Raw genomic sequence first — 26,081 nt, 5'->3', positions numbered from 1 at the left:
GTCTTTTCATTTCAAAAAGCCAAACAGCTTTTTCAGAGAATTGCCCGGCTTCTTATCCTGTTCCAACCGCTCCAGAGCCTTCTTTGCCTCTTCGACGCCCTGTTGCGCGGCTTGGCGGTATAGTTCCTCCGCTCTGGCCAGGTCCTGTCCGGTCCCCTGGCCTTTCTCCAGACACACCCCCAGCCAATACCGCGCCCGGGCATGGCCCTGGCCAGCGGACCGGGTGAACCACTGGACCGCCTGCCGGCGATCCTGATGTATGCCGATGCCGTGGTAACAGAAGAGGCCCAGGCTGCACTGGGCGTTCCTGTCCCCCTGATCGGCGGCCTTCCGGTATAGCTGGGCCGCCTTTTCCTTGTTTTCAGGCACGCCCTGGCCCAGTTCATAGCACAGGCCCAGCAGATACTGGCCTCTGGGATCGTCCTGCTCCGCCGCCTTGAAAAACCACCGGGCCGCCGTCTCATAGTCCTGCTCCACGCCGACGCCCCGGTACCAGCAGAGACCCAGGCTGCACTGGGACCGTGCGTCTCCCTGCCCGGCTCCCTGCCGGTACAGCTCCACCGCCTTTTCCAGGTCCTGCTCCACACCGGTCCCCGACTCATAGCACCGGCCCAGGGAACAGGTTCCGGGCGCATAGCCCTTTTCGTGGGCCTTTCGGTACAGCTCCGCCGCCCGTGCCGGGTCCCTGTCCACCCCGTAGCCATTTTCACAGCACTCGCCCAGCAGCATCTGGGCCCGGGCATAGCCCTGTTCCGCGGCTTTGGCAAACCATCGGGCCGCCTCCCGGTCGTCTCCCTGGACCACGACGCCGTGGTAGTAGAAAAAGCCCAGATTGCACTGGGCCCTGGCGTCCCCCCGCAGGGCGGCCTGGCGGTACAGCGCCTCCGCTTTCTCCGGGTCCGCATCCACGCCCCGGCCCAGTTCATAGCACAAGCCCAGGGAGCAGGTGGCGGGGGCGTAGTCCTGTTCATGGGCGCTTCGGTACAGCTGGACCGCCTTGCGGTGGTCCTGTTCCACGCCGGCACCCCGGTCGTAGCACTCCCCCAGCAGGTTCATGGCCCGGCCATAGCTCTGCTCCGCCGCCCGGGCAAACCACTTTACCGCCTCTGCGTCGTTCTGCTCCACCCCGATGCCGCGGTAGTAGCAGTAGCCCAGATTGCACTGGGCCCGGGCCTGGCCCTGCTCCGCCGCCTGACGGTACAGTTCCACCGCTTTCTCCAGGTCCTGCTTCACACCGTTTCCGAACTCGTAACACATGCCCAGGGAGCAGGTGGCCGGGGGATAGTGCCCCTCATGGGCGGCCTGGTACAACTCCGCAGCCCGTCGAATGTCCCGGTCCACCCCGTAGCCGTATTCATAGCACTCGCCCAGCAGCATCTGGGCCCGGGCGTACCGCCGCTCGGCGGCCTGCCGGAACCACCGGACCGCCTGGTCGTTGTCCTCCTTTACCCCAACACCCTGGTAGTAGCAATAGCCCAGGTTACACTGGGCCTGGACGTCCCCCTGCTCCGCCGCCTGCCGGTACAGCTCCACCGCTTTCTCCGGGTCCGCGTCCACGCCCCGGCCAAGCTCGTAGCACAGTCCAAGGGAGCAGGTGCCGGGGGCATAGCCCAGCTCGTGAGCACTCCGGTACAACCGGGCCGCCTTGCTCAGGTCCTGCTCCACGCCGGTCCCCCGGTCATAGCACTCCCCCAGAAGATTCAGCGCCCGGGGATAGCCCTGCTCCGCCGCCTGACGAAACCACTGGACCGCCTGTCCGTCGTCCTCCTTGACGCCGATGCCCTGGTAGCAACAGTAGCCCAGGTTGCACTGGGCCTGGGCGTCCCCCTGTTCCGCCGCCTGGCGGTACAGCTGGGCCGCCTTTTCCCAGTCCACATCCACGCCCCGGCCCAGCTCATAGCACAGGCCCAGAGAACAGGTGCCGGGGGCATAGGCCTGCTCATGGGCGCTCCGGTACAGCTGGACCGCCTTGCCCAGGTCCTGTTCCACGCCCACACCCTGGTCATAGCACTCCCCCAGCAGCACCTGGGCCCGGGGATAGCCCTGCTGGGCCGACTTGTCAAACCAGCGGACCGCCTCCCGAACATCTCTCTCCAGATAGATACCCTGGTAGTAGAAGAAGCCCAGGTTGCACTGAGCGGGAGCATACTCCTGATCGGCCGCCTCCCGGTACAGCTCAGCCGCCCGGCCCTTGTCCTCTTCCACGCCGCTGCCCATCTCATAACAGAGGCCAAGCTCACAGATGGAAGGAAGATACCCCTGCTCGGCGGCGGCGGAAAAAAGCTCCGCCGCCCGCGCCGGGTCCTCCGAAGTTCCGATCCCGCGGATATAGCACAGGCCAAGGTCATGCTGGGCAGCGATATTGCCCCCCTCCGCCGCTTTGGAAAACCAGAAAAAGGCCTTCTCCTCGTCCTTGGGCGCACCTTCTTCTCCTTCGCAGTAGTCCAGCCCCAGACGGTATTCCGCCTCCAGGTCCCCGTCCTCCGCGGCGGATATCAGTTCCTGAAGGCTTTCCTGCTTCTTCGCCGCTACCCCGGCCAGACTCTGCATGACCTGAGGGTCTATATATACCATGACGGCGTCCTCCGGATGGAGGAACTGCCGCTCATTTCCTTCTTCCGCCATTGGTCCCGCTCCTTTCTTACTCTGCACATATAACACAGATGCCCTATTTTGTCAAACAGCGGAGAGGCCGGCGAAAAAAGGAGCATGGCCGCCCCTGTCCGGTCCGGTCATGCTCCATCTCAGCCAGCCCCTTTGGGCGGCTTCAGTTCAAAAAGTCCTTCAGTTTCTTGCTTCTGGAGGGGTGGCGGAGTTTTCTGAGGGCCTTGGCCTCGATCTGGCGGATGCGCTCACGGGTGACGTTGAATTCCTTACCCACTTCCTCAAGGGTGCGGGTACGGCCGTCCTCAATGCCGAAGCGCAGCTTCAGGACCTTCTCCTCCCGGGGGGTCAGGGTGGACAGCACCTCCACCAGCTGCTCCTTCAGCAGAGTGAAGGAGGCGGCCTCCGCGGGCTCGGAGGCGTCCTCGTCGGGGATGAAGTCGCCCAGATGGCTGTCCTCCTCCTCGCCGATGGGGGTCTCCAGAGAGACGGGTTCCTGGGCGATCTTCAGGATCTCCCGCACCCGCTCCACGGGCATGTTCATCTCGGCGGCGATCTCCTCGGGGGTGGGGTCGTGTCCCAGCTCCTGAAGCAGCTGACGGGAAACCCGGATGACTTTGTTGATGGTCTCCACCATGTGGACAGGGATACGGATGGTACGGGCCTGGTCGGCAATGGCACGGGTGATGGCCTGCCGGATCCACCAGGTGGCATAGGTGGAGAACTTATAGCCCTTGGTGTAGTCGAACTTCTCCACCGCCTTGATCAGACCCAGGTTGCCCTCCTGAATTAGGTCCAGGAACTGCATGCCGCGGCCCACATACCGCTTGGCAATGGACACCACCAGACGGAGGTTGGCCTCGGCCAGGCGCTGCTTGGCCCGCTCACCCTTCTTGATCAGCTTGTTCAGCTCGGTCCTGAGTTCCGCGGGGATCTCCTCACCCGCCGCCTCCAGCTCCTCAAGCTGGGTCTTGGCGTCGGCGCCCGCGGCCATGGCCTGGGCAAGCTCCACCTCCTCGTCGGAGCTGAGCAGATTCACCTTGCCGATCTCCTTCAGGTACATACGCACCGGGTCGTCGGTGCCGAAGGAATCCACCATGGCGTTGGGGTCCACCATCTCCTCCTCAGAGATCTCCTCAATGGCCTCCAGAGGGGGCTCGGCGTCGTCGGGCAGCTCGGGGATATAGTCCTCGCCCACGGTGTCGATGCCCAGGTTCTCCAGCGTGTCGTAGATCTTGTCCATCTGCTCGGCGCCCAGATCCATATCCTCCAGCACATCCAACAGCTCGGTGGAAGACAGGTTGCCTTTCTTCTTGCCCCGCTCGATCAGCTCGGCCAGCTTCTCCGCGCCCGGCATTCCGGCGACCACCTTCATGATCTCTACCTTGCCGGCCTCCATGCGGTGCTGGATATCCACCTGCTTGTCCATCTTCTCCTTCTGCTCCGCAGTGATGGTGTGTACGGTCTTCTTGGTGCTCATGGTTTTTCCTCCATATATGCTTTCTTTTCTAAATATTTCTTTTGTGCCGCTAACAGCAGATCATCCGCCCGGCCCCCGCTCCGCAGGAGCCCCTCTCCCCGGATGACCGATATGTAATCGCGGATGGACTGTTCCGCGCGGGCCATGGATTCGGGTTGGGCCGCCACCTGGGCCATGTGGTCCATCTCCTCCCCGGTCAGTTCCTCTGCCAGGGCCGCCAGATGGGTGGACAGGCCCTCCTCCGCCCGCCGCCGGAGCAGATTGAAGACCTTTCCCAACAGCGGAGAAGAAAACTCGCTTCCTGTCAGGCCCTCCATCTTTGCCAGCAGGGACGGGTCCAGCAGGACCAGCCGCAAAATGCCCTCCTCCGCCCGGGCGGAGCGGATGTTCTCATACCGCAGGCCGCGGTTTTTGGGCTGAAGTTGACTGGCCGGGGCCAGGTCCCGCCGCTCCTGCTGCTTTTTCTCCTTCCGCAGCCGGCTCTTCAGGGCCCGGTTGACCTCCTGGGCCATAGTCTCCGGGGTGACCCCCGCCGTCTGGGCGGCGTGACCGCCGTAGATCTCCCGCTCCACCGCGCTGTGGAGGGTAGAGATCATCTGGGCGGCCTCTTGCAAAAAGGCTACCCGCTGGCCGTCGTCCTCCAGATCGTATTTTGCCTGGATCTGGGCCAGACGGTAGTCCACTTGGTTTTCGCTCTTGTCCAGCAGCCGGGCAAAGGCATCCCGGCCATAGGCCTTGATAAACTCGTCCGGGTCCTTGGCCCCCGTCACCCGCAGGACCTTTACCTTCAGCCCCGCCTTCTCCAGCAGGGGGATGGCCCGCTGGGCCGCGGCCACACCGGCCTTATCCCCGTCGTAGGAGATGACCGCCTCCTTGAAATACCGGGACAGCAGCTGGGCGTGCTCCTCCGTCAGGGAGGTGCCCAGGGAGGCCACCGCACTGTCAAAGCCTGCCTGATGGAGGGAAATGGTGTCCATATAGCCCTCGGTCAGGATCACCCGGCTCTCCTTGGATTTTTTGGCGATGTTCAGAGCAAACACGTTTCGGCTCTTGTTGTACACGGGGGTATCCGGCGAGTTCAGATATTTCGGTGTGGAATCATCCATCACCCGGCCGCCAAAGCCGATGACGTTGCCCCGGACGTCGATGATTGGGAACATGACCCGGTTGCGGAACCTGTCGTAAATGCGTCCGTCCTTGTTGCTGACCGCCAGCCCCGCGTCCAGCAGGTCCCGTTTGTCATAACCCTGTTGGCTCAGCTCCCGAATGAGAGCGTCCCAGCTGTCCGGAGCGAAGCCCAGGCCGAAGTTGGTCAAGGTGGCTTTGGACAGCCCCCGTCTTTGCAGATAGGCCAGTCCTCCCGCCCCCTCCGGGGCGTACAGCCACCGGTGAAAAGCCCGGGCGGCCTGCTTGTTGATCTCCAGCAGTTTATCCCGGCGCTCCCGCATTCCGGCGGAGGAGCCCCCGCCAAATTCGGGGACCGCCATGCCCGCCCGCTTGGCCAGCACCGCCACCGCGTCCCGGAAGGGCAGGTTCTCCATCTCCATGACGAAGTTGATGGCCCCGCCCCCCTTGCCGCAGCCGAAACATTTATAGATCTGCCGGTCGGGGACCACATGAAAGGAGGGGGTCTTCTCACTGTGGAACGGGCAGCAGCCCCAATAGCTGTTTCCCTTCTTCGTCAGCCGGACCGACTCGGATACCAGGTCCACAATATCTGTCCTGGCGATCAATTCGTCCAGAAAACGTTCCGGTAACGCCAAAAAAGCCCTCTCCTTTCCTTCCAAAGGGTATGTGTCTATTTTTAGCCAGTTGGATGAACTTCTATCCGTTTGGGCGCGGCCCCTATTTCACCGTCCAGCCGACGGGGATGAACAGTTCTTTGTACCGCTCCACGGCAAAGGGGTCTGTCATGCCGGCAATGTAGTCGCACACCGCCCGGTCCACCCCTTCCTCGGCCCGGATGGTCTGGAAGTCGTCGGGCAGCCGGTCAGGGTCCTTCTGATAATATTCAAAGAGCCTCCGAAGCATGTCCTGAGCCTTGCCCTCCTCCCCCTTGGCCAGGGGATTGGTATACACGCTGTCGAACATAAAATCCTTCAGCGCCAGCATGGCTTCCCGTACCTGGGGGGACTGCCGGATCTCGGGCTGCCCCAGGCTGGCCTCGATGGCGTCCCGGACCAGCGTGTCGATCCGGGCCTTATGGGTAAAGCCCAGCACACTGGACACTTCCAGCGGGATGTCCATGGGGAAGATGATCCCGCCCCGCAGGGCGTCCTCAATGTCGTGGTTGATATAGGCGATATGGTCGGCCAGACGGACGATCTGTCCCTCCAGCGTGGCGGCCGCCTGCCCCTTGGTGTGGCACAGGATGCCGTTTCGGACCTCCCAGGTCAGGTTCAGGCCCTCTCCGTTCTTTTCCAGCCGCTCTACCACCCGCACAGACTGCTGATAGTGGGCAAAGCCCCCGGGCATCAGGGTGTTCAGCGCCCGCTCTCCGGCGTGGCCGAAGGGGGTATGCCCCAAGTCGTGGCCCAGCGCGATGGCCTCGGTCAGGTCCTCATTCAGCGAAAGGGCCCGGGCGATGGTCCTGGCAATGCGGCTGACCTCCAGCGTGTGGGTCATCCGGGTACGGTAGTGGTCCCCCTCGGGCTGAAGGAACACCTGGGTCTTGTGCTTCAGACGCCGGAACGCCTTGGAGTACACGATCCGGTCCGTGTCCCGCTGAAAGGGGGTCCGGACGGAACACTCCTCCTCCGGCCGCTGCCGGCCCCGGCTCTGGGCGGAACGGCACGCATAGGGCGACAGCATGTCATTCTCCCGCTGCTGGAACTGCTCCCGCAGTGTCATGGCAGACGCCTCCTTCCTCCGGTCAGGAGCTGGAGTGAGCTCCGATCATACGCTCGGTCATATATTCTATTATACGAAATTCCCCCTCAAATTCCTTCTTAAAACCCAAAAATTTTTCAAAAACTTTTTCAGACAAAAAAGGACTGCCGCGCAGCAGCGCGGCAGTCCCGACAAAAACGGGCTCGATCACTTTTTCTTCTGTTTTCCGGCGCCGAACAGGATATACACCATGGACGCGATAGCCAGCATGTAGGGATAAAACAGGCAGGGCAGGATCTCGAAAGCGGACACGGTGCTGTCCAGAGCGGCCGCGGCGGAGATGGCCAGCAGCATCTGGGCGCCGTAGGGGATAACGCCCTGGAAGATACAGGAGAAGGTGTCCAGCAGAGAGGCGGACTCCTTGGGGGTGATGCCGTACTCCTCGCTGATCTCCTTGGCAATGGGACCGGCCATGACAATGGCCACGGTGTTGTTGGCGGTGGCGATATCCATGGCCCCTACCAGCAAGCCAACACCCAGGCGGCCGCCCACCCGGCCCTTGAATACCCGGCGGATAAAGGCCAGCAGGGCCTCAAAGCCGCCATACTCCCGGATCAGTCCGCACATGGCGGAGACCAGAAGGGTGACCATGATGGTCTCAAACATGCCGGAGGCGCCGGAACCCATGTTGCCCAGCAGGCTCATGCTGTCCACAGTGCCGGTGGCCACGGTGATCAGGATACCGGAGAAGATGCCGACCAGCAGCACCACAAACACGTTCAACCCGGCAATGCCGCCCACAAGGACCAGGACATAGGGGATCAGCAGCAGCATATTGTAATCGGGGCTCTGGATGTGCTCCACGCCGGCGCTGAAGGAAAACGCCAGGATCAAAGCCAGGGTGGCAATGGCGGCGGGCAGAGCGATCTTGAAGTTGGCGCGGAACTTGTCCCGCATGGCGCAGCCCTGGGTGTTGCAGGCGGCGATGGTGGTATCGGAAATAAAGGACAGGTTGTCGCCGAACATGGCGCCGCCCATGACGGAGCCGATGCACAGCGGCAGGGAGAAGCCGGAGACCTTGGACACAGCCACGGCGATGGGAACGATCAGGGTGATGGTGCCGCAGGAGGTGCCCATGGCGGTGGACACGAAGCAGGCGGCCACAAACAGCACCGCCACAGAGGCCCAGGCAGGGGTGATGGACAGCAGGAAATAGGCCACGGCCTCGGCGCTGTCACGGCCGGTGACGCCCACGAACACGCCGGCCACCAGGAAGATCAGGATCATGGTCATAATATTCTTGTCTCCCACGCCCCGGGCCATGACGGCCAGCTTGCCGTCAAAGTTCAGGCTCCGGTTCTGCAGGCAGGCCACCAGCAGGGCCACCAGGAACACCACCACAATGGGGATGCTGTAGAAGCCCATTTCGATCTTCATGATATACTCAAAGATGACGCCCAGTCCCAGATAGAGCAGCAGAAATACGCCGATGGGCAGCAGCGCAATGGGATTACTTGTTGTCTTTTTCTCTTTTGAATCCATTAAAGGACCCTCCTCTTATTTACACACTGTAGCTATTGTATAAAAACCCTGTGCTTATGTCAATGTAATTTTAGTGAGCTTTCATGCGGTTCGGAGCAGGCACATAAAAATTCCGCCTTTTCCCAGCCGTTGGCCCGGACTGTCCAAGCGTCCTCCCGTCAGGACGGATCTATTTTCAACTGTTTCATCATTTTTTGGCTTTCGCGCAGGGCAAAAAGGGAGGGAACCACAAGGGTCCCCTCCCGCAAAGAGTCTTTTTGCCGGACAGTCGGTTTTCCCTGTCCGGGCAAGCATTCACGCAGTGGTCTGCTTAAGCCTTCCAGAGGCCGTGAAGGTTGCAGTACTCGTAAACCGCAGTCATCTCCTCCCCCTCAGCCAGGACAAACTCAGCCTTGGGCGCCTGACCCGGCTTCAGATATCTGATCTGGCAGCCCAAATTGGTTTCCAGCACGATCCACTGGATATAATGCTCCGGCAGCATGGGGTGCTCCACAGAACCCACCTGAACGCAGACCTTGCCATCCGCGACCTGGACGGCGGGGACGTGCTTCTCCAACGCGGCATCGGTAGTCCCGGGCACCAACTCCGTCATCTTTTGGCCGCAGCACATGACAGGGACTCCGGCCGAATGCAGAAAAGTAACGATATTGCCACAGTGGTCACAACGATAAATTTTCATAACAATAATTCCTTTCGTTATTATTTACTAAACATATTATAGTATATGTTGGCCCCATTGTCAACTATGCGGCCTTCGCTTCTGGATGAATTACGCTGCCCCGGAGACAACTTTCTCCCTCTTTCCCCTTGCAAAGTCTTTGCAATTGTGTTATATTGTAAAAGCTGATTTTCAATGCAGGTGTAGTTCAATGGCAGAATGTCAGCTTCCCAAGCTGAACACGGGGGTTCGATTCCCCTCACCTGCTCCAAGAAAAGCTGACAGATTTCGACAAGAAATCTGTCAGCTTTTCTTTTCAATTGACCATAGAATTGCACAAAGCAGGAATCTTTGATATGATACAGCCAGAACGAAGTGATTGGAGATTTGTTATGAAACAACGGAAAAAACAATATCGGCCAATTGCGGATCAGACCTGGTTTGAGAGAATTCTGGATTGGTTTACCCGGGAAGAGAATTTCGGGTGGTCAATTATTGGAATCGTTTTTTATGCGGCACTCATGCTCATCGGAACTTATATTTCTGCGAATATTTTGAAGCAGACAGATATGGTTGACGCATTTTTTAACGCGTGGTTTGCTTTTTTTCCGATTGCGGCGGCTATGGCTCTTCTCAATCCCCTGGGTGCCGCCTGGGGGGTTCATTCTGAAAAGAACCTCCAAAATATGATAAAAGACTATTTGGCAGCACATAACCGCTGCATATATGATGAGTTGGTTGCCTATTGTATGCTGATAAAAATTCATTTGGGAATTGACTCGGCAATTGAGACAATGCTCCAATGCCATGAACTTGTAGGGGAGGATGGCTGTTACCGCTTGCCTACGGACGAAGATCGAAAGAAATGGCGAGAACAATGGCTTGCGGAATGGGGGGTAAAGATCTCCTTTGAAGATTTGAAGAAAATCTTTGCGCTGGATTTGAAAGAACTTGAGGAAAGCATTGACATTGAATTTTCCTTGGGCGAACACGATGCCCTCTGGATCGGAAAGACAAAGGATGAGGTTTCTGGAGAAGATGTTTTCTGGTTATCAGCGAGTTTAGGAGAACGCTGTGATTTTACTACCTTCCAGGAGATGGTCGAGGCAAAATTGTTTGACGGGAAGAATCTTAAATCTGTATGGGCCGATGCGACCCTCACATCTATCGATGACTATGACATGATCTCTTGGCTTGATGAACATCTATCATAACGATCATTGTATTGGGTTCGAAAGCTATCTCCCTTCCCACGCCGTCGCAAACGCACTGTCGTTTGCGACGGCTTTTTCTTTACAAAACCAATAGGCTTGTGTCTTTAGCCCTGTCCTCCTTCCATAAGAATTAAAATTTTCGACACACCCTCCTTGAATTCGACATAGTTCGACAGCTGTTTTCGCTATACTGAACGGGAAGGGAGGGACCGTTGTGGGAGCTGCCGACAATCTGTCTGCCAATCTGAGCACGATCCGCACGCTGCGCCGCATGTCCCAGGTCAATTTTGCCCGTGAGCTGGGCATCTCCAAATCCACGCTTCAGGAGATCGAGCAGGGACACGGCCCCAATCTGGACACGCTGGAATGTATCGCCGTCCACCTGGGCGTCCCCGCCTCCGCCCTGATCTCCAACTCCTCCTTTCCAGTCCAGGTCGGGTTCCTGGCCCCGCTTCTTCACGGGATGGACTGGTTTCGTGATTGGTCCCGCGAGGATCTGGACCGTTTTCTGGACCTGAGCACCCAGCTGCTCAAGCTGATGAAACAATACGATCAAGGTCAAGCCTTTTCATCCCAACCGCGATAGGTCCCGCCATAACCGGGATAAACGAAAAAAGCGGCAGGAGACAGACCCTCAGCGGGTCGGTTTTCCTGCCGTTTTCCTTATTCCTCAGTCTTGGACGCGGGAGCGTCCAGCCGCATGACTCCGATATTCTCCGAGATGCTCTCGATGATCCCCGAGGACACATACTGCTTGGCCTGCCGAATGGCGTTTTTGATGGCGTAAGCGTCGGAGGAGCCGTGGGCCTTGATGACGGGCTTGGAAATACCCACCAGCGCAGTGCCTCCCACCTCGCTGGAGCTCATCAGCTTCTTCAGCCGCTTCAGCCCGCCGGACACCATGACGGCGGCCAGCTTGGTGATGAGGTTCTGCTTGAAGATCCCCTTCAGCTCCCGTACCAAATACAGGCCGGTACCCTCCATGGCTTTCAGGAAGATATTGCCGGAGTAGCCGTCGGCCACGATGACGTCCACCGCGCCCTCCACGGCCTCCCGGGCCTCCACATTGCCCACGAAGTTGATGCGGCCGGCCTCCCCCGCCGCCTTCAGCATGGGGTACACCGTCGTCTGGAGGGCGGTACCCTTGGAGGGCTCCACCCCGATGTTCAGCAGACCCACCTTGGGCTCAGGGCGGCCCAGGACGTGTTCGGCGTAGTAGGAGCCCATGTAGGCGAACTGGAGCAGATACTCCGGGGGACACTCGGCATTGGCGCCGCAGTCGATGAGGACGGCCCCGCCGTTCCCCGTGGGCACCACGGGGGCCAGGGCGGCCCGGCGGATGCCCCGGATGCGCTTGACCACCAGCGTGGCCCCGGCCAACAGGGCGCCGGTGGAGCCGGCGGAGACGAAGGCGTCCCCCTCCCCGCTTTTCAGCAGATTCAAGCCGATGGTCAGCGAGGAGTCCTTCTTCTCCCGGAAGGCGGTGGCGGGGTTGTCGCACATCTCCACCACCTCGCTGGCGTGGGCGATCTCCACCCCGGCGGGCAGGTCCTTGATCCCGTTGTCCTCCAGCACCTTCAGGATCTCCTCGCCCCGGCCCACCAGGGTCACTTCCACCCCATATTCCTGGTTGGCCTGGATGGCTCCCATGACAGGGGCCTGCGGGGCGTTGTCACCGCCCATGGCGTCTACAATAATTTTCATGGATCATCCTTCTTTCTGTTCCGGGGACCGTCAGCCCGCAATGGGACGCTCCCGTTTCGATCACTCCAGATCCAGTTTACCCAGTGCCTCCAAGGCCCGCTTGGACAGCTCCGCATTTTTGTTCCGCTTGCCCTTGACCCGGTAGCCCAACTGGGGGATCAGACCAAAATTCACATTCATCGGTTGAAAGTTTACCACACTTTGGTCACTGATGTAAAGGGCCATGGCCCCCATGGCGGTCTCCCGGGGGAAGTCGATGGGGGGCTTGCCCTCCAGCCGGCGGGCCAGCTCCAGGGCGGTCAGGCAGCCGGAGGCGGTGGACTCCACATAGCCCTCCACGCCGGTGATCTGCCCGGCGAACATGAGCCGCTCCTGCCCCCTTACCCGATAATAGCGGTCCAGCAGCCGGGGGGAATCCAGGAAGGTATTCCGGTGCATCACGCCATAGCGTACATACTCGGCGTTTTTCAGGGCGGGGATCATGGAGAACACCCGCTTCTGCTCCGGCCAGCGCAGGTGGGTCTGGAAGCCCACGATGTTATAAATGCTGCCCTGGGCGTTGTCCTTCCGCAGCTGGACCACGGCAAAGGGCTCCTTCCCCGTCTTGGGGTCCTTCAGTCCCACGGGCTTCAGGGGGCCGTAGCACAGGGTATCCCGGCCCCGGCGGGCCATGACCTCCACGGGCATACAGCCCTCGAATACCCCGGCGTCCTCAAAACCGTGGACCTCCGCCTCCTGGGCGGTGGTGAGGGCCTGCCAGAATTCCTGGTACTCCTCCTCGGTCATGGGGCAGTTAATATAGTCCGGAGTCCCCCGGTCGTACCGGGAGGCGAACCAGGCGCTGTCCATGTCAACGCTCTCAAAGGTGACCAGAGGGGCCGCCGCGTCGAAGAAGTTCAGGTACTTGCTTTCGGGGAACAGCCCGGAGATGGCCTGGGAAAGGGCCTCGGAGGTCAGAGGGCCGGTGGCGAAGATCACGTTCCCCTCCGCCGGGATCTGGGTGACCTCCCCCTCCACCACGGTGATGTTGGGGTGGCTGCGGATCTTCTCGGTGATGGCGGCGGCAAAGGCGTAGCGGTCCACCGCCAGGGCGCCGCCCGCCTCCACCCGGTGCTCGTCGGCGCAGGCCATGATGAGGGAGCCGCAGCGGCGCAGCTCCTCCTTCAGCAGGCCCACCGCGTTCTCCAGCTGGTCGGAGCGCAGGGAGTTGGAGCAGACCAGCTCTCCGAAATACTCGCTGTGGTGGGCGGGGGACATTTTTTGAGGCTTCATCTCCCGCAGCTCCACGGGGATGCCCCGCCGGGCCAGCTGCCAGGCGGCTTCGCTGCCCGCCAGACCGGCTCCGATCACAATAACAGGTTCCATAGGTTCCTCCTATCTCAGCCCTTCCCTGGTGGGAGGCTCTTTACGGCCGCTCGTCGGTGCGGCCTACCAAATAGTCGATGGTGACGCCATAAAAGTCGGCCAGAGCAATCAGCATTTTAATGTTTGGTTCGTTATCTTCGCTCTCATAAAACTGATAGCCCCGGATGCTGATACCCAAATAAGCCGCCAATTCCTTTTGTGGAATTTTCTTCTCTAGTCGTAACTTTTTTAGTCTCTCCCCAAACAAACGTTGCTCACCTCTTGACACGTATATTTTATTCGTGTTATAACATGTATAAAATATACATGTTATGGGGGATTTTTTATGACCGACTTAATGCGCATGCTGTATGAATTTATTGTGCTTCGCCGCATGGGCCGCGCGTGGGATGACCCGGAATACCGGGATTTTTCCGCTTGCGCCCAAAAGAAGGAAGCGGAACTCCGGGAAAAACTGGACCGGGAAGAAACCCAGCTTCTGGAGGATCTGCTCCGGGAGCTTTCCTGCCGGCACTCCGTGGAACTGGAAACAGTTTTCCAGTCCACCCTGGAGCTGTGCCGGGAATTGAACGGCGTGCTCTGCCCGTAGGGACGGCCTGTGGCCGTCCGCGGCGGGGGCAAGCCCCCGCCCTACACAGTATTACTCCTGTGTCGTTTTCTTGGCGGCAGTGGTCTTTTTCGCCGCAGCGGTCTTCTTGGCGGTGGTAGACTTTTTGGCTGTCGTGGCTTTCTTGGCCGTCGTGGTCTTTTTGGCAGTCGTCTTCTTCGCAGCCGTTGTCTTCTTCGCGGCAGTCTTCTTCGTGGTCGTTGCCTTCTTGGCGGCAGTTTTCTTTGCGGTTTTCTCCTCCGCCGGAGCGTCCTCCCCCGCCTCCCCGGACTGGGCGGCAGGCTTCTTCTGCCAGCCTCCCCGCTTCTCCTCGGGGGTGAAGTTGGAGCAAGCCTCGTTGATGCAGAAAGGCTTCTTGGCACCCCGGCCCGCCTTCTTGAACATGGTCTGACCGCAGACGGGGCAGTTGTCCTTCACCGGCACGTCCCAGGTCATGAAGTCGCATTTGTTCGCCTCGTCCTTGTTCGTGAGCCGCTCGCAGCAGTAATAGGTGTACTGCTTGCCCGTCTTTTTGCTCTTTCCGGTGCGCTTGAGGAGCCGGCCGCCGCACTTGGGGCACTTGCCAGGCATCTCCACCACCAGAGGCATGGTAAAGTCGCACTCGGGCCAGCCGGGACAGGCCAGGAACCGGCCGAAGCGGCCGGACTTGACCACCAGATTCCGGCCGCACTGGGGGCAGATCTCCTCCGACACCTCGTCGGGGACCTTGATGCGCTCCCCGTCCAGTTCCTGCTCCGCCTTTTTCAGTTCCGCGTCAAAGCTGCCGTAAAACTCGGACAGGACCTTCTTCCAGTCGGTGCTGCCCTCCTCCACCTGGTCCAGGCGGGCTTCCATCTGGGCGGTGAAGGTGGGGTCCACGATATCCTGGAACTTATCCTTCATCAGACCGGTGACCACTTCGCCCAGGGGAGTGGGCCGCAGGGCCTTGCCCTCCTTCACCACATACTCCCGGTTCAGGATGGTGGAGATGGTGGGGGCGTAGGTGGAGGGGCGGCCGATGCCCTTTTCCTCCAGAGCCCGGATCAGGCTGGCCTCGGAGTACCGGGCGGGGGGCTGGGTAAAGTGCTGGTCCTTTTTCAGGCCCCGGCCCTCCAGGGGCTCCCCCTCCTTCAGGTCGGGCAGGGGGGACTGGCGCTCCTCGTCCTCCTCGTCCTTTCCCTCCTCGTACACGGCGGTAAAGCCGGAGAACTTCAGGGAGGAGTGGCTGGCCCGGAAGGTATAGCCGCTGTTTTCCACCTCGATGGACAGGCTGTCGTAGACGGCGTTGGCCATCTGGCAGGACAGGAACCGGCTCCAGATGAGCTTGTAGAGCTTGTACTGCTCGCTGGTTAAGTCCTTTTTGATCTCGTCGGGGACCAGGTTCACATCGGAGGGCCGGATGGCCTCGTGAGCGTCCTGGGCATTGCCCCGGGTCTTGAAGCGGCGGGTCTGGGGGGGATAATACTCCTTGCCGTAGCGCTGCTCGATAAAGCCCTTGGCAGCGGCCAGGGCCTCCTCGGACAGGCGCAGGGAGTCGGTACGCATGTAGGTGATGAGACCCACGGTCCCCTCGCCGGAGATATCCACGCCCTCATACAGCTGCTGGGCGATAGACATGGTGCGGGCCGGGGTCATGTTCAGCTTGCGGGAGGCCTCCTGCTGGAGGGTGGAGGTGGTAAAGGGGGGCGCGGGGGTGCGGTTCTTCTCCTGCCGCTTCACCTTGGAGACGGAGAAGCTGCCCTGCTCCACAGCGGCGATGACGGCGTCCGCCTCCGCCTCGCTGGTCAGGTCCATTTTCTTGTCCCGACCGTGGAACTGGGCCTTGAAGGCCCCGGCGTTGGGAGCCACCCGGCTCAGGTCGGCCTCAATGGTCCAGTACTCCTGGGGCTGGAAGGCGCGGATCTCCTCCTCCCGCTCCACCACCAGACGGGTGGCCACCGACTGGACCCGGCCGGCGGACAGGCCCCGGCGGATCTTCCGCCACAGCAGCGGGGAGAGCTGATAGCCCACGATCCGGTCCAGGATCCGCCGGGCCTGCTGAGCATTGACCAGATTCTGGTCGATGGCCCGGGGCGCGGCGATGGACTGGTTGACCACATTTTTGGTGATCTCATTGAAGGTGACCCGGTAGGTCTTGTCGTCGGGAATGTCCAGCAGCTCCTTCAGATGCCAGGAGATGGCCTCCCCCTCCCGGTCAGGGTCGGTGGCCAGATAGACCTTGCCGCTCTTCTTGGCCGCCTTCTTCAGGTCGCTGATCACGTCCTCCTTGCCCTTGATGGGCTGATAGTTGGGGACGAACCCACCCTCGATGTCCACGCCGATCTTGCTCTTGGGCAGATCCCGGACGTGGCCCATGGAGGCCTTTACCTCATAGCCCGGGCCCAGGTACTTTCCGATGGTCTTGGCCTTGGACGGGGACTCTACAATCACCAGATCAGTTTTCGATGCCATTCTGAAATGCCCTCCGATTCAAAATATGAAAAGCGGCACAGCCGCATTGTATGCCAGCAAAACGTCAGCAGTCACTTAAATGTAGGCGGATATCACAAGTTCCTATCCCGTAATTCCTCACTGCCTCGCGTGGTCTTACTCCTCCAGCTCCACCAGGGCGGAGAAGCGTTTTCCCGGATGCTCCTCCACGACCCCCTGGATCTGGAGCATGGTCAGGGCGGACAGCACCCGCCGGGCAGGGATCTGGGTCAGCTCCACCAGCTGGTCCGTAGCGCGCGTTTCCCCGCTCAGGGCCGCCAAAAGCGCCAGCTGGTCGTCAGTGAAGCGCCGCTTCTGCTCCTCCCTGGGCACGGTCTCCCGGGCAGGGGCCGGGTCGGGCGCCGCTTGGGGCGCTTGGGACTTCGGCGCGGGCCGCTCCTTCTGCTGTTGTCTCAGATCCTCCAGCCGCTCCCGGGCCGCCTCCGGCGTCAGAGGAGCGGAGGACTTCAATTTCTCCGGAAAACGGTCCCAGTATTCCTCCAGGATGTCCCGGCCGCAGGTGACCAGCTTGGCCCCCTGCTGGATCAGCAGATTGGTGCCCTCACTCATGGGGGCGTCCAATGCCCCGGGGACGGCGAACAGGTCCCGGTCCTGGTCCAGCGCGTGTCTGGCCGTACTCATGGTGCCGCCGAAGGGCCGGCACTCCACCGCCAGAACACCCAGACACAGGCCGCTCAGGATGCGGTTGCGCCACGGGAAGTGGTGCCCTTGGTTCAGGGTCCCGGGCGGGTACTCCGAGATCAGTGCGCCCGCGGCCGCCACGTCCTCATACAGGTAGCGGTGCTTGGCCGGGTAGGGCACGTCGATGCCGCCGGCCAGGACGGAGACCACCGGGCCGCCGGCCTTCAGCGCCCCCTTGATGGCGCAGCAGTCCACACCCTCGGCGATGCCGGACACTACCAGCGCCCCGCCGGACGCCAGCTCCAAACCGAAGCGCTCCGCCCACTTCTCGCCATAGGTGCTGGGGCTCCGGGCGCCCACCACGCCGATAGCAGCCTCCTCGTCAAAATGGAAGGTTCTGCCCCGGATATACAGCACCGCCGGCGGGTCGGCCAAGGCTCGCAGCCGCTGGGGATAGTCGGCGTCCTGAAAGGTCATGATCCGCAGGCCCAGCCGCTCGCAGTCCCCCAGGATCCTCTCCGCCCGATCCAGGCTTTTGTCCTCCAGGTCCCGGCGCTGAGAGGGATGGAGGGGAAGCATGTCGTACTCCTCCCGGTCGGCGTAGTAGGCCCGCTCCGGCGTGACAAAGTAGTCCAGCACCGTCAGCGCCCCGGCGGCGCCAAGTCCCCGCCGGCTTGCCAACCAGATCCAGTATTTCAACGCTGACACCGACTTCCCCTCCCTTCAAAAAAAGTTCTTTACAAATTCCCCTCTCAACGGTATTGTGGTATCCAAAGAGAGGTGTTTTTATGAAGCGTCCCCACTACGCCTGGCTGGTCTGCGCCGGCGGAACCTTGCTGCTCTTTACCACCATCGGCCTGGGGGTCAATGTATTTTCCATGTTTCAGCCCTATCTTTTGGAATATGGCCAGCTCACCAACACCCAGGGCTCCTGGATCGTCACCGTCCGGAGCTTCTTCATCCTGGTGGGCATGATGACCGCAAACTGGATGTCCGACAGGCTGGGCCTGCGCCGCACCTGTACCTGCGCCCTGCTCCTGCTGGCTCTGTCCAGCTTCCTGTTCGGCGCCGTCCGCCAGTTCCCCCTGTACTGCGCGGCCTCCGCCCTGGTGGGCCTGGCTTACAGCTGGGGTGGGATGATCTCCGCCTCCCTGCTGGTCGACCGCTGGTTTCAGGACCGGCAGGCTCTGGCGCTGGGGGTGATCTCCGCCGGCACCGGTCTGGCCACCATTCTGGCCCCGGTTCCTCTCAGCCGTCTGATCCGGGGCCTCGGGCTGAGAGCCGGCTTCTGGTGCGAGGCCGCCTTTGTTCTGCTGGCCGCCCTTCTGTTCTGGCTGCTGGTCCGGGACTGTCCCGAGGACAAGGGGCTGGCCCCCTACCGCACCGGCGGGGACAGCGGCGCCCGTCCTCCCCTCCGGCCCGCGCCGCCTAAGGCTACCGCGCTGCACCGGGGGCTGGTGCTAATAACCGCCTTTCTGGTGGGCTCCGCCACCAGTCTGGGCATCATCAACTTCGGCGTGCTCTACTCCACCGAGGGCTACGCCCCCGACGTGGTTGCCCAGCTGATCTCCTGCATGGGCCTGTGCCTCATGGTGGGCAAGATCCTGTATGGCCAGGCGGTGGACAGTCTGGGCGGCAGACGCTCCAACTATCTGCTCTATCTCCTGGTCCTCACCGGTTTCCTGCTGTGCTGCATGGCGCCAACGGGCAGCGTGCCCCTGGACTTCGCCGCCATGACACTGGGCGGTCTTGGGCTGCCGCTCAGCGCCGTCTCTCCCCCCGTCTGGGCCAAGGACCTCTGGGGGGACCAAGGCTACGCCCGGGGGCTGAAGTGGGTCCAGACCATCTACGCCCTGGGCATCCTTCTGGTGGGGCCCATCCCGGGCATCCTGGCCGATGCCACCGGTAGCTATGTCCCGGCTTACCAGCTGTTCCTCGGCATGCTGACTCTCTCCCTGGTGCTGCTGGCCTGGGCCTACGAGGCCACTGGAGCCGGGAAAAAATCCTCCCCGGAGCCTCGCGGTTAACCCCCCATCTCCCAGAGGACGATGGCGGCGGCGGCGGCGGCGTTCAGCGACTCGCACCGCGCCCGCATGGGGATCTTCAGGGTCTTTTGGCTCAGCTCCAGCAGTTCCCGGGAGACCCCGCGCCCCTCGCTTCCGATCACCACGGCGGACCGGCTCAGGTCCGCCGTTTTTATGTCAACCGTATCCTCCAGCAGGGCGGTGGCGTACAGGGGCAGTCCCGCCCCCTCCAACAGCGCGGCCAGTTCCGCTCCCGACGTCTCGTACACCGGCAGGCGGAAACAGGCCCCCATGGTGGCCCGGACCGTCTTGGGATTCCAGGGGTCGGCGCAGCCGTTTACCAGAAACAGCCCATCCGCTCCCAGGGCGTCGGCAGTGCGCCAGATGGTGCCCACATTGCCCGGGTCCTGGAGGCCGTCCAGCACCAGGTAACGCCGCCCCTCCAGGCGGCGGGGCGGAACTGTCTCCGGCATCCGGCAGAGGAACAAGGCCCCCTGGGGGCTCTCCATAGGCGAGATCGAGGCCATAACGTCCCCCGGCACTTCCACCAGCCGCAGGTTGTCCGGCATAGGCGGCAGGACGGTACCTTCCGCCGCCACCACGGCTGCCAGGGGTGCGGACCAGCGGAGGGCCTCCTCCAGCAGCTTGGTCCCGTCCCCCAGAAACAGTGCCTGCTCCCGGCGGGCGGAGCGGCTGGAGGCCAGCTTTCGGATCTGGGTCATCAGCGGGTTCTTCCGGCTGGTGATGCGCTCTGCTGTCACAGTTTGTCCACCCTCTCAATATCCTGATTGGTACCCAGCACCACCATACAATCTCCGTCGCGGAGGAGGTATTCGCCTCCCGGGGCGATGAGCATGGTCCCGTCTCCCTGACGGACCGCGATCACGTTCAGACGATACAGGGCCCGAATATCCAGATCCCGGATTGTCTTGTCAAGCCACTGGCGGGGGCACCGGCGCTCCACCACCGAGTAGTCCTCGGACAGCTCGATAAAGTTCAAAATGTCCACGTTGGACAGGTTCCGGGCCAGACGCAGGGCCATTTCCTGCTCGGGAAAGACCACCTGGTCCGCGCCGATCTTTTCCAGCACCTTCCGGTGGACTGCGCTGCTGGCCTTGCTCACCACCTTGCCCACCCCAAGTTCCTTCAGGTTCAGGGTAATGAGGGCACTGTCCCCCACGTCGGCGGAGAAAGCCACCACGGCGCAGTCAAAATTTCGGGCGCCCAGCGCCCGGAGGACCTCCGGGTCCCGGGCGTCTCCCGCGGCGGCCCGGGTCACCAAGTCGGCGGCGGCCTGGACCCGGTCCTCCCAGAGATCCAGGGCCATCACCTCGTTGCCCTGGGCGCACAGTTCCTGGGCCAGGGCGCTTCCGAACCGTCCCAAGCCAATGACCAGAAAGCTTTTCATAGATACACTCCTTTTGAGTCGGCGGCCCACCGGATTATCCGATCATAATATCCGCCGTGGGGTAACGCAGCCGGTTATCCGCCCGCCGGGTCAGGAAGGCGATGGAGAAGGTCAGGATTCCCACCCGCCCCAGGTACATAAAGAGAACGATCAAAAGGGAACTGGCCGGACTCAGGCCGGGGGTTGCTCCCATAGACAGGCCCACGGTGCCCAATGCGGAAGCAACTTCATAAGCGGCGTTCAAAAACGGCAGGCCGTCAATCAGAGACAGGGCCATGGAGCCCGCCAGAAACAGCAACGCCACCGCCAGGGTCAGCGTCATGGCGTCCAGCACCCGCCGCGCGGGAATGGTACGGCCCCGGAGCACCACCTGCTCCTCGCCCCGCAGGCTCTCCCACAGGGCCAGCAGCAGCACCCCCGCCGTCACCGTCTTGATGCCGCCGGCGGTGGAGCCGGAGGAACCGCCCACCAGCATGAACAGAATGGACAGGACCGCCGTGCTGTCGGTCATGGCCCCCTGATCCAACGTGGCAAAGCCGGCGGTACGCAGGGTCACCGATTGGAACAGGGCGTTGAGGATTTTCTCCCCCGGGGACATGGTACCCAGGGTCTGGGGGTTGTTCCACTCCGCCCACAGGAAAAAGAACCATCCAAACAGGATCAAGCCCCCCGTGATAGTCAGGACCAGTTTGGAATAGAGGGATAGTCCCTTCCAGCTGCGGTGCTCCAGCCAGTCCTCCCAAACAAAGAAGCCGATCCCGCCCAGGACGATGAGGTCCATGATGGTCAGCAGCACCACCGGATCGTCCTGAAAACCCGCCAGACTGGAGAAGGGGCCGGTATGCTCCCCCATCAGATCAAACCCTCCGTTGCAGAAGGCGGATACGCTGTGAAACACAGAGAACCAGATGCCCCGCCCCCATCCGAACCGGGGGATGAACCGGGTAGCCAACAGCACCGCCCCGCCGCTCTCCAGCAGAAAGGTGCCCATCAGGGCGTGCCGCACCACCCGCACCACGCCGGCGGTGTTGGACAGGTTCAGGGCGGAGGCCATCATCAGGCGCTGGGACAGGCCGATCCGCCGCCCCAGAGCCAGAGAGATCAGGGTGAGCAGGGTCACAAAGCCCAGGCCACCCAGCTGGATAAGAACAAGGATCACCAGCTGCCCCAACGGAGACCAGTGCAGAAATGTATCCACCTGGGCCAATCCGGTGACGCAGGTAGCAGAGGTGGCGGTAAACAGACAGGTCAGCCAGGAGGTCCACTGGCCGCTCCGGGACGCGACCGGCAGATGGAGCAGCAGAGTCCCCAGCAGGATAATGAGCCCGAACCCCAGCGCAATGAGCCGGGTGGGATTCAGGTTTTTTCCGCCGCCAAGCAGAAAAGGCGCCTTCAAAACAGTCTCCTTTCCCTTCCCCTTTCGGGCCGTTTCGAAAAAATTCAACAATCCCCTCAACGTACAGAAAGGCATACCGATGGGTCAACCCTCGTCGGTATGCCGTTTCTTGTCAGCTTAGAGGCTTCATGGCAGGGCTTTGTTCGAGGCGATCGCAGTACCGCACCATAGTGTTCCAGCTCAGGCCGTTCCAGCACGTTTCAAGAACTTTTTCAGATGCTTTGATGTCATGTCGCTTCATATCATCCCACCATGCTTCATGCGTTTGTTGTAGAATTGTTGTAATAGATCTCTCTTGCTGATCCGCACATGGCGCAGTTCTTGGAAATCTAAACGCATATATAATAAATGTATCCGGAAAGATTGTCAAGGAAAGCTTCTACATACACAACAAATAGTAATAAAATATTATTGACCGGGGTGCTTGATATCTGTATACCCTTTGGAAAGCAAACAAATCGCAGATTGTCGGACAACCTACCGCTTCCGTTGTACGATATTTCCTGACAAGCGGCAAAGAAACCGGCAAGGCTGCCAAGGCCTGTGCCCGTATCACAAAGCCGGCAAACCGCTGCGCCGTCCATTCGAACACGGAGTGCCGTTCTCCAGAATGGCAAGACAGGGTTGTTTCCCATATATATCCCGCGTGAAAATATGGAAGGCAGCGGTCATTGCAAAACATGGCGCCCCTGATCCCATGAATAACGCGGGATCGCCAATGCTTCGAGTAGTGACAATCAGGAAAAGAGTCAATGCCCATTGGAAAGTCCATGCGCCAATATTGCAAGAAACTGCGCTGGTTTTGGCATGGTGTCGAATGAACGGCCGGCCATCTGCTCCAGAGTGTTCTGGGAGTTTTTCCAGGCGCAACGGAGCGCCGTCCGGATGTTCCGCTCCACCGCCTTCCAGTTGGTGCCGCATCTTCGGGCCGTTTCGGGGTAGAGCCACTTTGTTACCATGCACAGGGACTCCGGCTCCTGCGCGGCAATCTCCAGCGCGATCGTCATTTGCCGGTATCCGACATAGTTTGCAGTTAATCCAATTGAGTGCAGCAGCTTTTGAATCTTCATATCCATCATTTTAATCTCCTCATCTGTCGTTTTTCAATGCAGCTTGCCGGCGTGCGCGCTTGGACCGGCCTGAAAGCGCTGCTTAGACTGCTTGAATAGCCCCTCATATAGTCGCTGTGCTGTGTCATCATTCTAACAGAAAATCATGGGTTTGACTGTTTACCTGGAATTTTTACAAAAAAAAGATGAATTCGTCAGCGTTCCTGTCTTCCGGTGCGAGGCATTGATTACCTCACTATGCATTTATCCACGTTTTTATACATTGGTCAACCAATATTTTGTACTGGAATCACATTGATTTTCTGTGCAACGAGCGTACAATATAAATAGAGATTCAACGCAAGCCTGCTGAAGGACCAGTCAGGCTGCTTGTGAAGGGTGAAGGCCTTCTGCCGGAACATCGGGATCATTCTACCGGCGGAGATGATTCCGGGTATCAGAATGCCGCATCCCACCGAACCGTGCTGCCGGTCTATCAAATCACGGGAGAAAGCTCGATATTGACATTGTATCGAACCAGGACGCACAGGGTCTTATTCTGAAACTTCCAAAAGGATCGGTGGTGACAGCCACCGTTTTTCTCTGAGGTTAAGGTCTTGTACATCGTTCCACGGTTTTTAGGCACATCAATGAGCCTGCTGTATGATTGCTTTTGAGAAGGGAATTTGGTACCAATGCGCATTGCCGTCTGCGAAGATAACGCGATCCATCGGGATATCATGGAGCATTTGCTCAACCGCTACGCCTCGGAGCGGTCATTCTCTTTTGAGTTAGTACCATACGAATACGGAATGAATTTCCTTTACGATATGGAGGAGGGGTCGTATTTTGACGCTGCCTTTTTGGACATCTATATGGAGGATACCATGGGCAACGAGATCGCCCATAAGCTGCGTGCCATGGGCTACCAGGGGGAGATCGTCTTTTTGACCGCTTCGCCCGACTTCGCCATTGAAAGCTACGATGTGGATGCCGGCGGGTATCTGCTCAAGCCGCTCGACTATGAGAAGCTAAAGATGGTCATGGACCGGATCACACGGAATATTACCCCCAGTACCTATCAGATTCGGCAGCGGGCCACGGTGACAAAGGTCGTCTACCATGAGATCCTGTATATCGAGAGCAGCAATTCCAAGTGCATTCTTCATACCGAGTCCGGCGGAGCGTACACCATCTACAAGACCTTAAATACCATAGAAAAAGAACTTGGGGACCGTCGCTTCCTGCGCTGTCATCAGAGTTTTCTGGTGAATATGGACCACATCAAGCAGATTGAAAAGCAGTTTCTTCTTTCCAATGGGGACTATGTCCCCATTCGGCAGCGCGGTGTAAAGCCCGTGCGGCAGGCATATATAGACTATACCTCTTCCAAGTCCGCCATACTCTAAATGTTGATTGGCAGGAAAAAGCGGTGTTCGATTCGTATCGAACACCGCTGACGCTTGTAAGTCTGCAAACATTAACAACGCACATCCGGGGTCGTCTGTTCGTATAGGCCGTTTCTCTTTCGGTATAATAACGGTATTACCATAAGGAGGATACCGCTATGCGCAAAAAATCCTATACTTTAACACCGGAATTGATTCAAAAGTATCTGGTTTATCAGGAAGAACAGGAACGGTCCACCGCTACCATCCAGAAATACGCCCACGACCTGACCGAACTGTATCTGTATCTGAACGGGCAACCCCTGAGTAAATTCGTACTGATTGGCTGGAAACAGAAGCTCACCGAAACTTACGCCCCGGCAACCGTCAATTCCATGCTGACGGCTGTCAACGGATATCTCAGCTATATGGGTTGGTCGGAGCTGAGGGTCAAGCTGCTGAAAATCCAAAAATCGCTGTTTCTGGACGAACAAAAGGAGCTGACCCGCAGTGAGTATATCCGTCTTGTCCGGGCTGCGGAACAGGAAGGAAATGAACGGCTGTCACTGGTGATCCAGACCATCTGTGCCACAGGGATCCGGGTATCTGAACTGCGCTTTATCACTGCGGAAGCCGTGTGCTGCGGCAGAGCGGGAATCACCAACAAGGGCAAACGGCGCACCGTGTTTCTTCCGAACAAGCTGCGCCATCTGCTGAAGCAATATCTGAAAAAGCAAAAAATCACCGCCGGAGCGGTGTTCGTGACTCGGACGGGAAAACCCTTGAACCGGAGCAACATCTGGAGAGATATGAAGGCCCTCTGTGAAAGCGCCGGCGTCGATTCCAACAAGGTGTTCCCCCACAATCTGCGTCATCTGTTTGCCCGCACCTACTATTCTCTGGAGCGGGATCTCAGCCGACTGGCGGATATTCTGGGGCACTCCAATGTCAGCACCACCCGTATTTATACCGCCGAAAGTGGCGCAGTTCACGCAAAGCAAATGGAGCGAATGGATCTGATCATCACATAATTTTCGTTCTGTTGTAGTTCAGGTTCTCAATCAGCGGAAATTTTTCGATCATATGTGATGATCCGGTTCAAAAAGAGAACATTTCTTTAAAAAAGAGCATACAAAAACAGGCGGGAGAGAATTGTTGATCTTCCCGCGCCTTTCTGTCACATTTAACTATAGTTTTTCCGGTGAAAAAGGTCGAAAACTATGTATCATTACCGTGTCAAATTATGTTTGCGCACACGAACTACAACAGAACGAAAAATCTGTTGTACAGCGAGTGGATTCCCTTTTTGTGGAAAAAGATACGGCGAAAAAGAGGATGAGATATGACGATTCAAGAGTGTTACCAGCAACTGGGCGGTGATTTCGCTCAGGCAGAAAAACGGCTGTCAAGTGGAACCCTGGTCAAGAGGTTCATTACGAAGTTTCTGGATGACGGCAGTTTTGCGGAGCTGTGTATTGCCATGGAGGAGGGCACCCGCGACAAGGCATTTCGCGCGGCACATACACTCCAGGGCGTAAGTGGAAATCTTAGTCTGAACAGGCTGTTTTCTTCTGCGTCACAGCTGACGGAATTGCTCCGGTCTGAAGCAGAGGTCATCCCAGTCGGCGCCAATCCTCTTTTTGAAGAAGTAAAGCAGGATTATCAGTTGACCGTAAGTGCAATTCGCGCTTATTTAGACGCCGATCATAGATGAGAGAATACA

General features: G+C 59.5%; 22 protein-coding genes and 1 tRNA gene. 8 read left to right on the top strand and 15 right to left on the bottom strand.

Annotated elements, in window-relative coordinates; genetic code table 11:
• Positions 1-6: 6 nt before the first annotated feature.
• From I6E39_RS00985 to I6E39_RS00960, 6 genes are all read right to left on the bottom strand, one after another.
• The gene (locus I6E39_RS00985) at positions 7-2,625 is read right to left on the bottom strand and encodes an SEL1-like repeat protein (RefSeq protein ID WP_235379435.1); all 2,619 of its coding nucleotides are present in this window, start codon (positions 2,623-2,625) and stop codon (positions 7-9) included.
• Between the two features lie 142 nt (positions 2,626-2,767).
• The gene (rpoD, locus tag I6E39_RS00980) at positions 2,768-3,979 is read right to left on the bottom strand and encodes an RNA polymerase sigma factor RpoD (protein ID WP_235379508.1); all 1,212 of its coding nucleotides are present in this window, start codon (positions 3,977-3,979) and stop codon (positions 2,768-2,770) included.
• Positions 3,980-4,080: 101 nt separating this feature from the next.
• Positions 4,081-5,847 (bottom strand): DNA primase, encoded by a 1,767-nt coding sequence (gene dnaG / locus I6E39_RS00975; RefSeq protein ID WP_235379434.1) that lies wholly within the window; start codon positions 5,845-5,847, stop codon positions 4,081-4,083.
• An 82-nt stretch (positions 5,848-5,929) separates the two neighbouring features.
• Positions 5,930-6,934 carry a deoxyguanosinetriphosphate triphosphohydrolase gene (locus I6E39_RS00970; RefSeq protein WP_235379433.1) on the bottom strand — a complete coding sequence of 335 codons (1,005 nt, stop codon included), beginning with the start codon at positions 6,932-6,934 and terminating at the stop codon, positions 5,930-5,932.
• 186 nt (positions 6,935-7,120) lie between these two features.
• Complete coding sequence (locus I6E39_RS00965) at positions 7,121-8,455, bottom strand: Na+/H+ antiporter NhaC family protein (protein ID WP_235379432.1); 1,335 nt, start codon at positions 8,453-8,455, stop codon at positions 7,121-7,123.
• Between the two features lie 310 nt (positions 8,456-8,765).
• Entirely contained in the window at positions 8,766-9,134 is a 369-nt protein-coding gene (locus I6E39_RS00960) for a desulfoferrodoxin family protein (RefSeq protein ID WP_235379431.1), read from the bottom strand.
• A gap of 176 nt (positions 9,135-9,310) precedes the next feature.
• Here I6E39_RS00960 and I6E39_RS00955 point away from each other — a divergent pair.
• The 3 genes from I6E39_RS00955 (at position 9,311) to I6E39_RS00945 (ending at position 10,913) form a co-directional block, all read left to right on the top strand.
• Positions 9,311-9,384 (top strand) — tRNA-Gly (locus I6E39_RS00955).
• A 121-nt stretch (positions 9,385-9,505) separates the two neighbouring features.
• Positions 9,506-10,327: a hypothetical protein gene (locus tag I6E39_RS00950; protein ID WP_235379430.1), complete on the top strand. Its 822-nt coding sequence runs from the start codon at positions 9,506-9,508 to the stop codon at positions 10,325-10,327.
• Between the two features lie 214 nt (positions 10,328-10,541).
• Positions 10,542-10,913 carry a helix-turn-helix domain-containing protein gene (locus tag I6E39_RS00945; protein ID WP_235379429.1) on the top strand — a complete coding sequence of 124 codons (372 nt, stop codon included), beginning with the start codon at positions 10,542-10,544 and terminating at the stop codon, positions 10,911-10,913.
• Positions 10,914-10,990: 77 nt separating this feature from the next.
• On the opposite strand, the gene plsX is transcribed toward I6E39_RS00945, so the two are convergent.
• From plsX to I6E39_RS00930, 3 genes are read right to left on the bottom strand one after another with little or no spacing between them, the layout of a single operon-like run.
• The gene (gene plsX, locus I6E39_RS00940; protein WP_235379428.1) at positions 10,991-12,031 is read right to left on the bottom strand and encodes a phosphate acyltransferase PlsX; all 1,041 of its coding nucleotides are present in this window, start codon (positions 12,029-12,031) and stop codon (positions 10,991-10,993) included.
• A gap of 60 nt (positions 12,032-12,091) precedes the next feature.
• Positions 12,092-13,396 carry a methylenetetrahydrofolate--tRNA-(uracil(54)-C(5))-methyltransferase (FADH(2)-oxidizing) TrmFO gene (gene trmFO / locus I6E39_RS00935; protein WP_235379427.1) on the bottom strand — a complete coding sequence of 435 codons (1,305 nt, stop codon included), beginning with the start codon at positions 13,394-13,396 and terminating at the stop codon, positions 12,092-12,094.
• Positions 13,397-13,436: 40 nt separating this feature from the next.
• Positions 13,437-13,664 (bottom strand): helix-turn-helix domain-containing protein, encoded by a 228-nt coding sequence (locus I6E39_RS00930; RefSeq protein WP_235379426.1) that lies wholly within the window; start codon positions 13,662-13,664, stop codon positions 13,437-13,439.
• Positions 13,665-13,721: 57 nt separating this feature from the next.
• On the opposite strand from I6E39_RS00930, the gene I6E39_RS00925 reads away from it, so the two are divergent.
• A complete protein-coding gene (locus tag I6E39_RS00925; protein ID WP_235379425.1) occupies positions 13,722-13,985 on the top strand; it encodes a hypothetical protein in 264 nt (87 codons plus the stop codon).
• 51 nt (positions 13,986-14,036) lie between these two features.
• On the opposite strand, the gene topA is transcribed toward I6E39_RS00925, so the two are convergent.
• On the bottom strand, positions 14,037-16,433 hold the full coding sequence (topA, locus tag I6E39_RS00920; RefSeq protein ID WP_235379424.1) for a type I DNA topoisomerase: 2,397 nt from the start codon (positions 16,431-16,433) through the stop codon (positions 14,037-14,039).
• 135 nt (positions 16,434-16,568) lie between these two features.
• The gene (gene dprA, locus I6E39_RS00915) at positions 16,569-17,801 is read right to left on the bottom strand and encodes a DNA-processing protein DprA (protein WP_235379423.1); all 1,233 of its coding nucleotides are present in this window, start codon (positions 17,799-17,801) and stop codon (positions 16,569-16,571) included.
• 80 nt (positions 17,802-17,881) lie between these two features.
• Between dprA and I6E39_RS00910 the strand changes: the two genes are divergently transcribed.
• Positions 17,882-19,120, top strand: coding sequence for an MFS transporter (locus I6E39_RS00910; RefSeq protein WP_235379422.1), 1,239 nt, complete (start codon positions 17,882-17,884; stop codon positions 19,118-19,120).
• On the opposite strand, the gene I6E39_RS00905 is transcribed toward I6E39_RS00910, so the two are convergent.
• From I6E39_RS00905 to I6E39_RS00890, 4 genes are all read right to left on the bottom strand, one after another.
• Complete coding sequence (locus I6E39_RS00905) at positions 19,117-19,878, bottom strand: TrmH family RNA methyltransferase (RefSeq protein WP_235379421.1); 762 nt, start codon at positions 19,876-19,878, stop codon at positions 19,117-19,119. The two genes, I6E39_RS00910 and I6E39_RS00905, sit on opposite strands and share 4 nt — an antisense overlap.
• On the bottom strand, positions 19,875-20,525 hold the full coding sequence (locus I6E39_RS00900; RefSeq protein WP_235379420.1) for a potassium channel family protein: 651 nt from the start codon (positions 20,523-20,525) through the stop codon (positions 19,875-19,877). The genes I6E39_RS00905 and I6E39_RS00900 overlap by 4 nt, the downstream gene beginning before the upstream one ends.
• Before the next feature lie 34 nt (positions 20,526-20,559).
• Positions 20,560-21,921 carry a TrkH family potassium uptake protein gene (locus tag I6E39_RS00895; RefSeq protein WP_235379419.1) on the bottom strand — a complete coding sequence of 454 codons (1,362 nt, stop codon included), beginning with the start codon at positions 21,919-21,921 and terminating at the stop codon, positions 20,560-20,562.
• A gap of 749 nt (positions 21,922-22,670) precedes the next feature.
• Positions 22,671-22,997 carry a sporulation initiation factor Spo0A C-terminal domain-containing protein gene (locus I6E39_RS00890; protein WP_235379418.1) on the bottom strand — a complete coding sequence of 109 codons (327 nt, stop codon included), beginning with the start codon at positions 22,995-22,997 and terminating at the stop codon, positions 22,671-22,673.
• A 668-nt stretch (positions 22,998-23,665) separates the two neighbouring features.
• Between I6E39_RS00890 and I6E39_RS00885 the strand changes: the two genes are divergently transcribed.
• From I6E39_RS00885 to I6E39_RS00875, 3 genes are all read left to right on the top strand, one after another.
• Positions 23,666-24,379, top strand: a complete 714-nt coding sequence (locus I6E39_RS00885) for a LytR/AlgR family response regulator transcription factor (protein WP_235379417.1) — start codon at positions 23,666-23,668, stop codon at positions 24,377-24,379.
• Positions 24,380-24,537: 158 nt separating this feature from the next.
• Entirely contained in the window at positions 24,538-25,389 is an 852-nt protein-coding gene (locus I6E39_RS00880; protein ID WP_235379416.1) for a tyrosine-type recombinase/integrase, read from the top strand.
• A 311-nt stretch (positions 25,390-25,700) separates the two neighbouring features.
• Positions 25,701-26,072, top strand: a complete 372-nt coding sequence (locus I6E39_RS00875; protein ID WP_235379415.1) for an Hpt domain-containing protein — start codon at positions 25,701-25,703, stop codon at positions 26,070-26,072.
• The last annotated feature ends 9 nt before the right edge of the window (positions 26,073-26,081 follow it).

It is taken from the genome of Pseudoflavonifractor phocaeensis (genome assembly GCF_021531375.1).
Taxonomy (GTDB): Bacteria; Bacillota; Clostridia; order Oscillospirales; family Oscillospiraceae; genus Lawsonibacter; species Lawsonibacter phocaeensis_B.
Note: the sequence above shows the minus strand (reverse complement) of the source record. Positions and strands in the feature narration are given on the sequence as shown.